The organism is Streptomyces sp. NPDC002784 (assembly GCF_053592135.1).
This window is the reverse complement of record NZ_JBSFVD010000022.1, coordinates 36438-50534: the sequence shown is the minus strand read 5'-3', so window position 1 is coordinate 50534 and position 14097 is coordinate 36438. Positions and strand designations below refer to the sequence as shown.

14 protein-coding genes are annotated in these 14097 nt (G+C 74.4%); 10 read left to right on the top strand and 4 right to left on the bottom strand.

Annotation, left to right across the window (positions count from 1 at the left end):
• Window positions 1–70: 70 nt before the first annotated feature.
• Entirely contained in the window at window positions 71–670 is a 600-nt protein-coding gene (locus ACWD1Z_RS29570) for a TetR/AcrR family transcriptional regulator (RefSeq protein WP_451122702.1), read from the top strand.
• A gap of 204 nt (window positions 671–874) precedes the next feature.
• On the opposite strand, the gene ACWD1Z_RS29565 is transcribed toward ACWD1Z_RS29570, so the two are convergent.
• The 3 genes from ACWD1Z_RS29565 to ACWD1Z_RS29555 form a co-directional block, all read right to left on the bottom strand.
• Entirely contained in the window at window positions 875–1147 is a 273-nt protein-coding gene (locus ACWD1Z_RS29565) for a hypothetical protein (RefSeq protein WP_451122701.1), read from the bottom strand.
• A gap of 94 nt (window positions 1148–1241) precedes the next feature.
• Window positions 1242–3398 (bottom strand): 4-alpha-glucanotransferase, encoded by a 2157-nt coding sequence (gene malQ / locus ACWD1Z_RS29560; protein WP_451122700.1) that lies wholly within the window; start codon window positions 3396–3398, stop codon window positions 1242–1244.
• Window positions 3399–3668, bottom strand: coding sequence for a hypothetical protein (locus ACWD1Z_RS29555; protein ID WP_451122699.1), 270 nt, complete (start codon window positions 3666–3668; stop codon window positions 3399–3401).
• A 294-nt stretch (window positions 3669–3962) separates the two neighbouring features.
• Here ACWD1Z_RS29555 and ACWD1Z_RS29550 point away from each other — a divergent pair, with 294 nt between their 5' ends.
• The 5 genes from ACWD1Z_RS29550 to ACWD1Z_RS29530 are packed head-to-tail and all read left to right on the top strand — an operon-like array spanning window position 3963 to window position 8361.
• Complete coding sequence (locus tag ACWD1Z_RS29550) at window positions 3963–4568, top strand: RNA polymerase sigma factor (RefSeq protein WP_451122698.1); 606 nt, start codon at window positions 3963–3965, stop codon at window positions 4566–4568.
• Entirely contained in the window at window positions 4565–5632 is a 1068-nt protein-coding gene (locus ACWD1Z_RS29545) for a zf-HC2 domain-containing protein (RefSeq protein WP_451122697.1), read from the top strand. Before ACWD1Z_RS29550 ends, ACWD1Z_RS29545 begins: the two co-directional genes overlap by 4 nt.
• A 52-nt stretch (window positions 5633–5684) precedes the next feature.
• Entirely contained in the window at window positions 5685–6464 is a 780-nt protein-coding gene (locus ACWD1Z_RS29540; RefSeq protein ID WP_451122696.1) for an ABC transporter ATP-binding protein, read from the top strand.
• Window positions 6461–7765: a hypothetical protein gene (locus tag ACWD1Z_RS29535; RefSeq protein ID WP_451122695.1), complete on the top strand. Its 1305-nt coding sequence runs from the start codon at window positions 6461–6463 to the stop codon at window positions 7763–7765. Before ACWD1Z_RS29540 ends, ACWD1Z_RS29535 begins: the two co-directional genes overlap by 4 nt.
• Window positions 7762–8361: a hypothetical protein gene (locus ACWD1Z_RS29530; RefSeq protein WP_451122694.1), complete on the top strand. Its 600-nt coding sequence runs from the start codon at window positions 7762–7764 to the stop codon at window positions 8359–8361. The genes ACWD1Z_RS29535 and ACWD1Z_RS29530 overlap by 4 nt, the downstream gene beginning before the upstream one ends.
• A gap of 109 nt (window positions 8362–8470) precedes the next feature.
• Here ACWD1Z_RS29530 and ACWD1Z_RS29525 read toward each other — a convergent pair whose 3' ends face one another.
• Window positions 8471–9007 carry an HNH endonuclease gene (locus ACWD1Z_RS29525; RefSeq protein WP_015660341.1) on the bottom strand — a complete coding sequence of 179 codons (537 nt, stop codon included), beginning with the start codon at window positions 9005–9007 and terminating at the stop codon, window positions 8471–8473.
• Window positions 9008–9307: 300 nt separating this feature from the next.
• Here ACWD1Z_RS29525 and ACWD1Z_RS29520 point away from each other — a divergent pair, with 300 nt between their 5' ends.
• The 4 genes from ACWD1Z_RS29520 to ACWD1Z_RS29505 all read left to right on the top strand — a co-directional run bounded on the left by ACWD1Z_RS29520 (window position 9308) and on the right by ACWD1Z_RS29505 (window position 14065).
• Window positions 9308–10399: a mechanosensitive ion channel family protein gene (locus ACWD1Z_RS29520; protein ID WP_451122692.1), complete on the top strand. Its 1092-nt coding sequence runs from the start codon at window positions 9308–9310 to the stop codon at window positions 10397–10399.
• Between the two features lie 201 nt (window positions 10400–10600).
• The gene (locus ACWD1Z_RS29515; protein ID WP_451122690.1) at window positions 10601–11812 is read left to right on the top strand and encodes an ROK family transcriptional regulator; all 1212 of its coding nucleotides are present in this window, start codon (window positions 10601–10603) and stop codon (window positions 11810–11812) included.
• Window positions 11813–11837: 25 nt separating this feature from the next.
• A complete protein-coding gene (locus ACWD1Z_RS29510) occupies window positions 11838–13103 on the top strand; it encodes a 6-phospho-beta-glucosidase (RefSeq protein WP_451122688.1) in 1266 nt (421 codons plus the stop codon).
• Window positions 13094–14065, top strand: a complete 972-nt coding sequence (locus tag ACWD1Z_RS29505) for an N-acetylglucosamine kinase (protein WP_451122686.1) — start codon at window positions 13094–13096, stop codon at window positions 14063–14065. The genes ACWD1Z_RS29510 and ACWD1Z_RS29505 overlap by 10 nt, the downstream gene beginning before the upstream one ends.
• Window positions 14066–14097 lie beyond the last annotated feature (32 nt).

The following is a 14097-nucleotide window of genomic DNA, read 5'->3' as shown; positions in this document are numbered from 1 at the left end:
CGACGATACGACCGTCTTCGTCGGGAGTCAACACTTGTTGGCCCACGCGTGTTGGCCTACGCTTGTTGGCATGACCGGAAATGAACGCAGTACCGTGCCCGATTCCGGGAAGGGCACCCGTCGCCGTTCGGAAACCACCCGCATAGCGATCCTCGCCGCGGCGCGCGAACGATTCGCAGCTGACGGCTATGAGCGGGCCACGATCCGCGCCATCGCCAAGGACGCGAACATCGATCCGTCGATGGTGATGCGCTACTACGGCAACAAGGAGGGGCTTTTCGCGGCGGCCGTTTCGGTCGACCTGAAATTGCCGGATCTGAGCAGGTTGCCGCGCGCGGAGGTCGGCGAGGCGATGGTGCTCCACTTCCTGCACCTGTGGGAGGAGAACGAAGTGCTCACGGCCCTGCTCCGGGTCGGTGTCACCAACCAGGCCGGGGCCGAGCGGATGCAGCACATCTTCGGCGAGCAGCTGCTGCCGCTGGCCCGGCAGGTGTGCCCGGACCCGGAGCAGTCCCCGACCCGGGCCGCACTCGCCGCGACGCAGCTGCTCGGTCTCGCGCTCACCCGTTACGTGCTGCGGCTGCCACCGGCCGTGGCGCTGCGCCCCGAGGAGGTGGTGGCATGGCTGGCACCGACGGTACAGCGATACCTGACGGCCCCGAACCCATGAACGAACGGGAGAAGCCGGAGGCGCCCGCGCCGGAAGTGGCCGGGGAGGAACAGGAGCGGGAGCCGGACCCCGAACCGGACCCCGAGCCGGGCCCGGCAGGAGAGCCCGAAGACGACCCGGGTACGCAGAAGGCGCCGCCCTCGGCGTACGGCGGGTTGCGCGTACACGCCGTGCGGGCGGCGCCCTTCAGGAGATCGGGGGAGGTCAGGCCTTCGCCGGGCCCTTCACCTTCGGCTTGGTCCTGACGCGGTGGGCCTCCGCCGAGCGGTCCAGGACCATCACGAGACCCGTGATCACCGCGAACAGGACGATCGGGGCCACGACGAACAGACCCAGCGTCTCCATGACGCTGAGGCCAGAGCCGGGGTCGTCGCCGTCGTCGCGGGTCAGCGCGAGCGCGGGGGACGACATGAGCAGCATCATCAGCGTCGTACCGGCGGCCAGGGCGCCGGCGCGCAGGGCGTTCTTCTTGTCCACGGTGCCAAAAGTATCGAACCGCGGATGGGGACGCTCGCCCGGGGGTGCATAAGAGGCCCCCTGGCGCTGAGCCCTCCCCTCTGCCCCCGTCCCCTCACCCCGACCTCATCACCTCCACCAGCGCGTGCAGCCTGGGTGACGCCGCCAGTTCCTCCAGGGTCACCGGCCTGCCCTCCGCGTCCGCGATCGGCAGACGCCAGTTCGGGTACTGGTCCCAGGTGCCGGGCAGGTTCTGGGGCCGGCGGTCGCCGACGGCGTCGGGGAGCCAGAGGCCGACCATGCGGGCCGGGGTGCGCAGCAGGAAGCGGTGGACGGCCTGGATCTCGGCCTCCTCCTGCGACGTACCGTGTCCGCCGCCCGTGCCGCGCAGCAGGCCGAGCCGGGCCAGCAGGCCCAGCCACTCGCCGGTGTCCGCCGCCGCCTCCGCGCGTTCCTCCTCCAGCGAGCGGGTCAGCAGGCCCAGCCGGTAGCGGAGTTCGACGTGGTCGCCGGTGAGGCGGGCGGCCGTGGAGGGCAGATCGTGGGTGGTGGCCGTGGCCAGGCAGTCGGAGCGCCACTGCTCGGGCGGCAGCGGACGGCCGTCGCCCGCCCAGTCCCGCTCGAACCAGAGCACCGACGTGCCGAGCACCCCGCGCGCCCGCAGCGCCTCGCGCACCCCGGGCTCCACCGTCCCCAGGTCCTCCCCGATCACCAGTGCCCCGGCGCGGGAGGCCTCCAGTACGAGGACGGCGAGCATGGCCTCGGCGTCGTAGCGGACATAGGTGCCGTCCGTGGGCGGGTGCCCCTGGGGGACCCACCAGAGCCGGAACAGGCCCATGACGTGGTCGATGCGCAGGGCGCCGGCGTACCGGAAGAGGGCCCGCAGCAGACGGCGGTACGGCGTGTAGCCGGACTCGGCGAGACGGTCGGGGCGCCAGGGCGGCAGGCCCCAGTCCTGGCCGCGGGCGTTGAAGGCGTCCGGGGGCGCGCCGACCGACATCCCGGCGGCGAAGTACTCCTGCTGCGCCCAGGAGTCGGCGCCGTCGGGATGCACGCCGACCGCGAGGTCGTGCACGATGCCGACCGGCATCCCGGCCTCCCGGGCGGTGCGCTGGGCGGCGGTGAGCTGGGCGTCGGTCAGCCAGGCGAGCAGCGAGTGGAAGTCGACGCGGTCCGCCAGCTCGCCCCGGGCACGGGCGGTTTCGGCGGACCGGGGATCGCGCAGCCCGGCCGGCCAGCGCCGCCAGTCCGAGCCGTGCACCTCGGCGAGCGCGCACCAGGTGGCGTGGTCCTCCAGCGCCTGCCCCTCCTCGGCGAGGAAGTCGGCGTAGGCGGCGCGCCGGCCGGGCCCGAGCGGCACCTCGCGGACCAGCTCCAGCGCCTCCCGCTTGAGCTCCCACACCGCGTCCCGGTCGATCAGCGCGCCCTTCTCCAGCACCGACTCGCGCAGCCGGTCCGCCCGTTCCAGCAGCGCCCGCACCCGCTCGCGGTCCTCGACCCGGCCGTACTCCGGGATGTCCTCGACGCGCAGGTGCACCGGGTCGGGGAAGCGGCGTGAGGAGGGGCGGTAGGGGGAGGGATCGGTGGGCGCGCCGGGTACGGCCGCGTGCAGCGGGTTGACCTGGACGAAGCCGCTGCCGAGCGTGCGCCCGGCCCAGCCGGCGAGTTCGGCGAGGTCACCGAGGTCGCCCATGCCCCAGGAGCGCCGGGAGAGCAGGGAGTAGAGCTGGACGAGGAGTCCGTGGGTGCGTCCGGCACCGGCGGACAGCCGGGCGGGGGCGACGACCAGGTGGGCGGTGGCGGTGCGGCCGTCGGGGGCCGTGGCGGTCAGCCGGTGGACGCCGGGCGGGAGCCGGTCGGCGGCGGCGCGGGTCTCGCCCTGCTCGGTCTCCACGCGCAGCCCGGTGCCGGGCGGGAGGCCGGTGAGGGCTGCGGGCGGGCCGGCGTCGGCCCACTGCACGACCGTCGGGGGCAGCAGCCGTTCCCGCAGGGCGCGTTCGTGTGCGGTGAGGGCGTGCCGTACGGCCGCGGGGGTGCTCACGTCGATGTCGAGCGCGGTCAGCGCGAGCGTGAGGGCGGTGGCCGAGGCCCGGACCGTGCGGTCCGGGGAGGGCTGGTAGGAGGTGGCGACGCCGAGCAGCCCGGCGAGCCGGGACAGGTCCTCCGAAGGGACATCCTCCGCAGAGACTACCTCCGAAGGAACTCCCTCGGAGGGGGCGTCCTCGGAGGGGGCGTCCTCGGAGGGGGTTTCGGCCGACCGCTGCTCTGCCATTCAGGGCCTCGTGGTGTCCGTGCCGACGGGGAACGCCTCGCTCGTGAGCGGCGGGAAGTCGGCGAGGGGCGGCTCGCTGGTCAGCGGCGGCGCCTCGTACAGCGGCGGCTCACTGGTCAGCGGCTCGGTGTCGGGCAGGGGAGGTTCGCTGGTCAGCGGGGGCTCGGCGCAGGCGCTCTCCGCGCTGAAGACGCACACGTGCGGTTCGGGCCCGGTGAGCGCCTCGGGTTTGGACAGGGCGGTGAGCAGAAGGTGTGCCGATGCGGCCACGGGGGCCTCCTTGTCGAGTACGGCGACCTACGGCCCGGCCGGCGGATCACGCCGGGCAGGCCCTTGTGGGTTACCGCAGCCCTACCCAGCGGGCGCGACGGCAGACGTGTCCGGTGAAACAACGTGCCGGTCGTCACATTCTGCCCGCCGCGCCTCCTCCAGGCTGGCGGACGTCCGCCGCCCGGGCCACTCCCCGTCGAGTCGCGCGGCAGCACGGCTCGACGCCGGTTCGACCGGCCGTGAACCGGGTGGGTCCGGCTGGTCGATAGACGGGGTGTGAGACTGTTCCGCCCCATGGGGGGCCACCGGGAGAAGGACGAGGCGGGCGCGGACGCGGCCCTGCTGCGGGCCGTCGCGGCCGGGGACTCGGCGGCGATGGCAGCGCTGTACGACCGGCACGCGGGCTGGCTGCACGCCCGGCTGACCCGGCGCTGCCCCGACCCGGAGGTCGTCCGCGAAGTGCTCCAGGACACCTTCGTCACCGTGTGGCGGTCGGCCGAGGCGCACCGCGGCGAGGAGGCGGGCGGCTGGCTGTGGACCATCGCCGCGCGCCGGCTGGTCGACGCCCGGCGGGCGCTGGAGCGGGCCGCGCGCCTGGAGACGACCCCGATCGACGGCACCCAAGGCGGGTACGAGCCCGCCGCGGCCATGCCGTCCGCGGAGGAGCGGGTACTGGCGGGCCTGGAGTACGGCGATGTCGGCACCGCCCTGGACCGGATCTCGCCGGAGCTGCGCGAGGTGCTGCGCGCGACGGTGGTCGACGGTCTGACCACCCGGGAGACGGCCCGGCTGCTCGGCATCCCCGAGGGCACCGTGAAGTCCCGGGCGATGCGCGCCCGCGCCGAACTGCGCGCCGCGCTGGACCGGTTGGCCCCGTCCCCGATGGGAGGCCCGGCATGACCGACTGGCACGCACCCGACGACCTGGTCGCCCGCTACACCGACGGCTCCCTGCCGGACCCGGACGCCTGGTCGCTGGAGAAGCACCTGGAATCCTGTACGTCCTGCGCGGTCCGGGTCTCCCGGGCGGTACGGGCGACGGCGGCGGGCGCGGTCCTGTCCGACGTACGGCACGCAGTGCTCGCGGCAGCCCCACCGGCCCCCCGGTCGGCACCCACGGCCGCATCGGCCCCCGAGCGGGCATCCACATCCGCACCGCCCCTCCGTCCGACGCACGCGCCCGCACCGGCCCCTAGGCCGACGCCCGCATCCGCACCGAACCCCAGGCCGACACCCACCCCCGCACCAACCCCCCGTCCGGCACCCGCCCCCGCACCGGCCCTCCCGCCAGCACCCGCATCAGCACCGGCCCCCCGTCCCGCACCCAGCCCCGTCCCGGCCCCCCGGATCCGCGTCCTGTGGGCCGCCGGGCCCGCCGTGCGCGGGGCCTGGCTCCCCGCCGCTCTCCTGGTCGCCCTCGGCGCGGTCGCCCTCTCCTACGGCGCCGGTTTCGCGGGCGCCCGCCCGTTGCTGCTCGCCCTGGCCCCCGTGGTCCCGCTCGCCGGGGTCGCCCTGTCCTACGGCGCCCACGCGGACCCGCTGCACGAACTGGCCGCCTCGACCCCGTCCGCGGGACTGCGCCTGGTGCTGACCCGCACCGCCGTCGTCCTGGCGGTGAGCCTGCCGCTGCTGACCCTCACCGGCCTGCTGCTGCCGTCCCACGGCGGCCCGGGCGCCGCCGCCTGGCTGCTGCCCGGGCTCGCGCTGACGCTGGCCTCGCTGGCCCTCGGCGGCTGGCTCGGGCTGCGGACCGCCACGGCCGTGACCGGCGGCGGCTGGCTGTGCGCCGTCCTCGCGCCGGCGCTGGTGCCCGCGGACGGCGCGGTGTCCGCGGCACTGACGGAGCAGGCCTCCGCCTACCTCGGCGGCGCACCGGCGCAGGGCGCCTGGGCGGCGGCCGCCGTCCTGTGCGCGGCGCTGCTCGCCGCCCGCCGCACCGCGTACGACCGCCCCGAACGGCACTGACCCCCCGTACTCCCGCGCCCCGCTCCCCGTACTCCCTCTCCCAGGAGCCCTCTTGACCACGATCAAGGTGGCCGGTCTGCATGTCCGGCACCGCAGGACCGTCGCCCTCGACTCGCTCGACCTCGAACTCGGCGCCGGTGTGCACGGCCTGCTCGGGCCGAACGGCGCGGGCAAGACTTCCCTGATCCGGGTCCTCGCCACGGTCGCCGCCCCGACCGGGGGCCGGGTGGAGATGCTCGGCGAGGACATCGGCGACCCCCGCGGACGGGCGGCGGTCCGCCGCCGGCTGGGTTATCTGCCGCAGGAGTTCGGCTACTACCCGGGTTTCACCGTGCGCGAGTTCGTCGCCTACATGGCCTGGCTGAAGGAGATGCCCGCCGCCGCCACCCCGGCGGCGGTCGAGCGGGCCGTCGCCCGGGTCGGGCTCACCGACCGGATCGACGCGAGGATCAAGACGCTGTCCGGCGGCATGGTCCGCCGGGTCGGCATCGCGCAGGCCGTGGTCAACGACCCGGCGGTGCTGCTGCTGGACGAACCGACGGCGGGCCTCGACCCGGAGCAGCGGGTGGAGTTCCGCGAGTTGCTGCGCGAGCTGGGTGCCACGGCCACCGTGCTGGTCTCCACCCACCTGGTGGAGGACGTGGCCGCCGCCTGCACGGAGGTCACCCTCATCGCGTCGGGCCGGCTCGCCCACCGCGGCACCCCCGCCTCCCTGAGCGCGCTCGGCGCGTCGGCGGACGGCATCGGCGACAACCCGATCGAGCGCGGCTACACGGCGGCCCTGCGCGCCCACCGGGCCTCGGGCGCCGGCAGCGAGGTGGCGGCGCGATGACCCTCGTCGCGGAGCGACCCCGCGTCACCGGGCACCCCCTGCGCCCCGAAGTGCGGCGCGGTTTCGCCCCCTGGGCGGGCGGCGCGGTCCTGCTCACGCTGCTCGTCGCCCTGGCCGTACCCGCGGAGACCTGGCAGGGCGGCTGGGCGGAGACCCGGAACCGGACGCACGCGGCGGCGGTGCTGCTCGGCATCCCGCTGGCGCTCGCTGCGGGCTGCCGGCAGGGCGGACGGGAACGCCGGTGCCGTACCGGCGAACTGATGGAGACCTCCGTACGCGGGCCGCTCCCCCGGTTCCTCGCCTCGGCGCTGCCGGTCGCCCTGTGGGTGGCCGCGGGACACCTGGCCGCCGCCGCGCTCGCCCTGCTGGCCACCTGGTACTGCGCCACCGGAGACAGCCCGTACCTGGCCGTCCCGCTCGCCGACTCCCTGGTCCTCGGCTGCGCCGCGCTCGCGGGCCAGGTCGGGGGCCGGGTCCTGCCCTGGCGGCTGACGCCACCGCTGCTGGCGACGGCCGCGTACATCCTGCTCGGTGCCCTGTCCTACGACGGCCGGGGCACCCTCGCTCCGCTGTCCCCGCTGCTGGAGACCGCCGCCCACCAGGTGCCGGTGTGGTGGCAGCCCATGGTCATCGTGGCCTGGGTGGGCGGCCTCGCCGCGGCCGCGGTCCTGGCCCACGCCGCCCGCCGCCGCGTGACGGCCCTGGTGCCGCTGACCGCCGCGACCGCCGCCGCGGTACTGCTCGTCCAGACCGGCGACGAGGGCCTGGCCCGCACCAGCCCGATCGCCCTCCGCCAGGTCTGCGACACCTCCACCACCCCGCAGATCTGCGTCAACGCCCGCTACGAGAAACTCCTGCCCGCCATCAGGGACGCCCTGTCCGGACTGACGGGCCGCCTGGAGGGCGTACGGAACGTTCCGGTCCGTTTCGCGGACGGGCCGGGGAAGGCGCACGCTGACGAGGTCCGGCTGCCGATGGTCACCCCGCTCGGCCGGTCGGTCGTCCGCGGAGAGCTCACGGATCCGCGGCGGTACGCGTGGGAGGCCGGGATGATGCTGATCGGCCGTGGCGACTGCGACCGTATCGAGCCTGCCCTGGGCCGCGTGGACGACGCCGTGGAGTATTACCTGGCGCCGAGTCCGATGCGGGACCACTTCGACGACCTGGACCCCGGCATCGAGGCCAGGAAGCGGACCCGGGCCCGGCTGCTCGCGATGGCCGACGAGGACCGCCGGGCCTGGCTGTCGGAGTACTTCGCGACGGCCGACGTCTGCGACCCGAAAGCGGTACCGGCCCTGTGACCACGACCGGTCTCTGCCTCTACGCCCGCTCCCGCGCCCTGCCCCAGGCCCTCGCCTCCCTCACCGCCACGACGCTGCTCGCGGTGGGGGCGGCCCACGCCCTGGACTCCTACCTGGACCCGGAGCGACGGGTCCCGGTGGTGGCCCTGGCCCCGCTGCTGGCCTCGGCGGTGATCGGCACCAGCCTGCACACCGCCTCCGACGAACTGGACCGCACGGCGGTACGCCCCTGGTGGCGCCGCCGCGCGCTGCACCTGCTGGCCCTCACCGCCCTGGCCGCGGCCCTGCTCCCCCTGGCGGTCCTCACCAGCGCCCAGACCTTCGGCCCACCCGCCATGATCCGCAACGTCCTGGGCTGCACCGGCCTGGCGGCGGGAGCGGCGGTGCTACTCGGGGCCCGCCTGAGCTGGCTGCCGGTGTTCACCTGCGTGAGCGCGATGTACCTGGGAATCTCCGGCATCCCGGGCGGTTCACTCCCGACCTGGGCATGGCTGCTGGAGCCGACGGCAAGCGGGACGGCCTGGACGACGGCAGCGGCCCTGTTCATGGCGGGAGGCACGGCTTACGTCGCACGAGGGGCGCGCGCGACTCCCTAAGGGGCGCGGGGCTGCCCAAGGGGCGCGGGGCTGTATCGATTTTGCGGCTCCGCCGCGCGGGCGCGACCAGCCCCCACCCGCCCGCAGACAACGCACAAGGCCCGGATCCCTAGGCAGAAATGCCGTCGATCCGGGCCAAAGCATCATCCGCGCCGTACGGCTGCAAGTACGGCAACCAGCGCGGATCCCGATGCCCGGTGCCGATGATGCGCCAGGCCAGACCACTGGGCGGAGCCGGTTTGTGCCGCAGCCGCCAGCCGATCTCGAACAGGTGACGGTCGGCCTTCACGTGGTTGCAGCGGCGGCAGGACGCCACCACGTTGTCCCAGACGTGCTTGCCCCCGCGGCTGCGCGGGATGACGTGGTCGACGCTGGTTGCGACGCCACCGCAGTACATGCACCGGCCCCCGTCGCGGGCGAACAGCGCCCTGCGGGTCAGAGGAACGGGCCCCCGATAGGGAACCCGCACGAACCGCTTGAGCCGGACCACGCTTGGTGCGGGAACCGTGACGGTCGCGCTGTGCATGAAGGCGCCGGACTCCTCAAGGCAGACGGCCTTGTTTTCGAGCACGAGGACGAGCGCGCGGCGGAGCGGTACGACGCCGAGTGGCTCGTACGACGCGTTGAGGACCAGGACATGCGGCACGGATGCCTCCTTGGGCGTCGGCGGCGCGTGGCTCGCGCCGGGACGATCTGTAGTCAGTTTCCCCTCAGCCCTGGTGAATGCGCCACCATGTGCAGGTAACGGGCTGAGAGTGTTTTCGACCACACCTTTCTTCATCCCCAGGTGAGCACGGTCTCTCCCCCGGGCATCACAACGATCCACACACGATGCACCGTTAGTGTGGTGGGTCTGCCCCCTCGGTGACCTTTTCGTGACCTTGATGATCCGACGCCCTGTGACCGCCGTACCGGGAGGCAGAAGCCGCACCTGGAGGTACCCGCCGTGTCCTTGTCCGCCGTCCTACTGGCCGCCGGTCCCACCCCGTCCCCCTCTCCTTCGGGGTCCACGCCGGCGGTTCCGTCGCTCCAGGACGCCCAGGAGAGCGCGACCAACGCCGCCGGCTGGGTCGAGGAGAACTGGTCCACCTGGCTCGCGATCGGCCTTCGGGTCCTGTTGATCCTGGTGATCGCGGCGGTGCTGAGAGTGGCGGTGCGGCGGGCGATCACCAAGCTCATAGACCGGATGAACCGCACGGTCTCGGCGGTGGACGGCACGGCCCTCAGCGGCCTGCTGGTCAACACGGAGCGCCGCCGCCAGCGCTCGCAGGCGATCGGCTCGGTGCTCCGCTCGGTGGCCAGCTTCCTGATCATGGGCACGGCCGCGCTGATGGTCCTGGGCACCTTCGAGATCAACCTGGCCCCGCTGCTGGCGTCCGCCGGTGTCGCGGGTGTGGCCATCGGCTTCGGCGCCCGCAACCTCGTCACGGACTTCCTCTCCGGCGTCTTCATGATCCTGGAGGACCAGTACGGCGTCGGCGACTCCATCGACGCGGGCGTCGCCTCCGGCGAGGTGATCGAGGTCGGCCTGCGCGTGACGAAGCTGCGCGGCGACAACGGTGAGATCTGGTACGTCCGCAACGGCGAGGTCAAGCGGATCGGCAACCTCTCCCAGGGCTGGTCGACGGCCGGTGTCGACGTCACCGTCCGCCCCTCCGAGGACCTGGACCGGGTGAAGGCCGTGCTCGCCGACGTGGGCGAGCGGATGAGCAAGGAGGAGCCCTGGAACGAGCTCCTGTGGGGCCCGATCGAGACCCTCGGCCTGGACAGCGTCCTGCTGGACTCCATGGTCGTCCGGGTCTCCGCGAAGACCATGCCGGGCAAGGCGCTCACCGTGGAGCGCGAGCTGCGCTGGCGGATCAAGCGGGCCTTCGACGCGGCGGACATCCAGATCGTCGGCGGCCCGCCGCTGCCCACCGGGGAGACGGCCCCGGCCGATCCGACCGCGGGCATGGCCGCCCCCTCGGCCTACGCCAACACCGCCTCACCGCAGGCCCAGGCGGCCACCCCGCTGCCCCCGCCGAGCGTGACGAAGTAGGCCCCCTCTCGCGCCCCCGCGGTAACCCCGTTACCGCGGGGGCTCTTGACGGCTGCCGCGCCGCCGCCTACCTTCCCTCCAACCGACAGGAAACCTTCCTAACAGTCGCTGGATGAGAACAGTCGTTGGATGAGAACAGTCGCTGAGCGAGAACAGCCGCTGGATGAGAAGCCGGTCGCCCGAGAGGCAGGTGCAGATCCCATGGCAGGAACCGCCGGTACGCCGGGCACCCCGCGCCTCCTGCGCGCCATGAACGACCGCGCCGCCCTGGATCTGCTGCTGGCGCACGGCCCCCTGTCCCGCACCCGGATCGGCAAGCTCACCGGCCTGTCCAAGCCGACCGCCTCCCAGCTGCTGGCCCGGCTGGAGGCCGCGGGCCTGGTCGTCGCCACCGGCACCTCCGAAGGCCGCCCCGGCCCGAGCGCCCAGCTCTACGGGGTCAACCCCGCCGCCGGATACGCCGCGGGACTCGACGTCACCCCCGAACGCCTCCTCGCCGCCGTCGCCGACATCACCGGCCGCACCATCGGCCGCCACGAGGTCCCCACCCCGGGGCGCCGGGCAGCGCGCCCCGTCGTCGAGCAGGTCACCGCCGCCCTCGACGGCGCCGTGAAGGCGGCCGGGCTGACCCGCGACGACATCCGCCGGCTCGTCATCGGCACCCCCGGTGCCTTCGACCCGGGCACCGGCCGGCTGCGCTACGCCGCCCACCTCCCCGGCTGGCACTCGCCCGGCCTCCTCGGCGCCCTCGCCGCCGCCCTGCCGATGCCGGTGGAGTACGAGAACGACGTCAATCTCGTCGCCCTCGCCGAACAGCGCCTCGGCGCGGCCCGCGGCCACGACGACTTCGTGCTGCTGTGGAACGAGGCCGGACTCGGCGCCGCCCTGGTCCTCGGCGGCCGGCTGCACCGCGGCTTCACCGGCGGCGCGGGCGAGGTCGGCTTCCTCCCGGTGCCGGGCGCGCCCCTGGTCCGCCAGGTGACCCGGGCCAACAGCGGCGGCTACCAGGAGCTGGCCGGCGCCCAGGTCATCCCCCGGCTCGCCCGGGAACTGGGGATCGACGACATCCCCGAGGGCCCCTGCACCGAGGTCGCCGCCGAACTGCTGGCCCGGGCCGCGGACAGCGGCGCGGAGCCGCAGCGCCGGCTCCTCGCCACCTACGCGACCGGGGTGGCCACCGGTCTCGCCTCGCTCGTCTCCGTGCTCGACCCCGGACTCGTCGTCCTCAGCGGCAGCGCCCTCACCTCCGGCGGTGAGCGGCTGCTGGCCCTCGTCCAGGCCGAACTGGCGGACCTCGCCGCCTCCCGGCCACGCCTGGTGCTGGGCGACGTGACCGAACTGCCCGTTCTGCGCGGCGCGTTGGAGAGCGCGCTCGCGACGACCCGCGACGAGGTCTTCGACACCTCGCGCTGACCGGAGTGAAGGGTTGGCCCGCGCAATGAAACTGACAGTGGTCGGCGGAGGCTCGACCTACACCCCCGAACTCGTGGACGGCTTGGCCCGGTTGCGGGACACGCTGCCGGTGACGGAGCTGGTCCTGGTGGACCCGGCGGCCGAGCGGCTCGAACTGGTCGGCGGCCTGGCCCGCCGTATCCTCGCCCGGCAGGGCCACCCGGCCCGGGTGGTCACGACGGACGACCTGGACCGGGGCGTGGAGGGCGCCGACGCCGTGCTGCTCCAGCTCCGGGTGGGCGGCCAGGCGGCCCGCGAGGAGGACGAGACGTGGCCGCTGGAGTGCGGCTGCGTCGGCCAGGAGACGACCGGCGCGGGCGGCCTGGCGAAGGCGCTGCGGACGGTGCCGGTGGTGCTGGACATCGCCGAACGCGTCCGGCGGACCAACCCGCGCGCGTGGATCATCGACTTCACCAACCCGGTCGGGATCGTGACCCGCGCCCTGCTCAAGGAGGGCCACCGGGCGGTCGGCCTGTGCAATGTGGCGATCGGCTTCCAGCGCCGGTTCGCGGGCCTGCTGGGCGTCGCCCCGGCCGACCTCCACCTGGACCACGTGGGCCTGAACCACCTCACCTGGGAGACGGCGGTACGCCTCGGCGGCCCGGAGGGCGAGAACGTCCTGCCCCGGCTGCTGGCCGAGCACGGCGAGGACATCGCCGGCGCCCTGCACCTGCCCCGCGCGGTCCTGGACCGCCTCGGCGTGGTCCCCTCCTACTACCTGCGCTACTACTACGCCCACGACGAGGTCGTGCGCGAACTGCGCACCAAGCCCTCCCGGGCCGCCGAAGTCGCCGAGATGGAACGGCAGTTGCTGAAGCTGTACGCGGACCCGGCGCTCGACGAGAAGCCGGAGCTGCTGGCCCGGCGGGGCGGTGCCTACTACTCGGAGGCCGCCGTGGACCTGGCGGCGGCGCTGCTCGGCGGTACCGGAAGCCCCTACCAGGTGGTGAACACGTACAACCACGGCACGCTGCCCTTCCTCCCGGACGACGCCGTGGTGGAGGTGCAGGCCGCGGTGGGCCCGCAGGGGGCGGCACCGCTGCCGGTGGCGGACGTGGATCCGCTGTACGCGGGACTGATGGCGAACGTGACGGCCTACGAGGACCTGGCCCTGGAGGCGGCGCTGCGGGGCGGCCGGGAGCGGGTGTTCCGGGCGCTGCTCGCCCACCCGCTGATCGGCCAGTTCGCGTACGCCGAGGCCCTCACCGACCGGCTGATCGCGCACAACCGGGAGCACCTGGCGTGGGCGTGACGGGCACGGTACTGGCCGTCGACGCGGGCAACAGCAAGACCGACGTGGCGGTGGTGACGGCCGGCGGGGAGGTCGTCGGGACGGCACGCGGAGGCGGGTTCCGGCCGCCGGCGGTCGGGGTGACGGCAGCCGTGGACAAGGTCGCGGACGCGGTACGGCGGGCGTTCGCCGAGGCGGGCGTCGACTCGGTGTCGCACGTCTCGGCGTGCCTGGCCAACGCGGACCTGCCGGTGGAGGAGGAACAGCTGGCGGCCGCGCTGCACGCGCGCGCGTGGGGCACGACGGTCGACGTCCGCAACGACACGTTCGCGATCCTGCGGGCGGGCGTGGCCGAACCACGCGGCGTGGCCGTGGTGTGCGGCGCCGGGATCAACTGCGTCGGCATGCTCCCGGACGGCCGCACCGCCCGCTTCCCGGCGCTGGGCCGTATCTCCGGGGACTGGGGCGGCGGTTGGGGCCTGGCCGAGGAGGCGCTGTGGCACGCGGCGCGGGCGGAGGACGGACGCGGCGCCCCGACAGCGCTGGCCGTGGCACTCCCGGCCCACTTCGGCCTGGCGTCGATGCAGGCCCTGATCGAAGCGCTCCAGCTGGACCACATCCCCCTGTCCCGCCGCCACGAACTGGCCCCGGTCCTCTTCACGACGGCGACGGCGGGCGACCCGGTGGCCCGCTCCCTGGTCGACCGCCTGGCGGAGGAGGTGGTGACGATGGCGACGGTGGCCCTGCGCCGGCTGGACCTCCTGACGGAGGAGGTCCCGGTGGTCCTCGGCGGCAGCGTCCTGGCCGCCCGCCATCCCCTCCTGGACACCGGCATACGGGACTTGCTGGCCACGCACGCCCCAAAGGCCGTACCGCGCGTGGTGACGGCCCCGCCGGTACTGGGGGCGGTGCTGCTGGGGCTGGACGGGGTGGGCGCGGGACCGGAGGCGGAGGAGCGGGCGCGGGCACATTACGAGCGGTGACGGGTGGGGGCGCGGAGCTGCGACCGGCCACC

Coding starts and splice junctions, on each gene's coding strand:
- ACWD1Z_RS29570 (WP_451122702.1), top strand. CDS start 71: ATGACCGGAAATGAACGCAGTACCGTGCCCGATTCCGGGAAGGGCACC.
- malQ (WP_451122700.1), bottom strand. CDS start 3,398: ATGGCAGAGCAGCGGTCGGCCGAAACCCCCTCCGAGGACGCCCCCTCC.
- ACWD1Z_RS29550 (WP_451122698.1), top strand. CDS start 3,963: ATGGGGGGCCACCGGGAGAAGGACGAGGCGGGCGCGGACGCGGCCCTG.
- ACWD1Z_RS29545 (WP_451122697.1), top strand. CDS start 4,565: ATGACCGACTGGCACGCACCCGACGACCTGGTCGCCCGCTACACCGAC.
- ACWD1Z_RS29535 (WP_451122695.1), top strand. CDS start 6,461: ATGACCCTCGTCGCGGAGCGACCCCGCGTCACCGGGCACCCCCTGCGC.
- ACWD1Z_RS29515 (WP_451122690.1), top strand. CDS start 10,601: ATGGCAGGAACCGCCGGTACGCCGGGCACCCCGCGCCTCCTGCGCGCC.
- ACWD1Z_RS29510 (WP_451122688.1), top strand. CDS start 11,838: ATGAAACTGACAGTGGTCGGCGGAGGCTCGACCTACACCCCCGAACTC.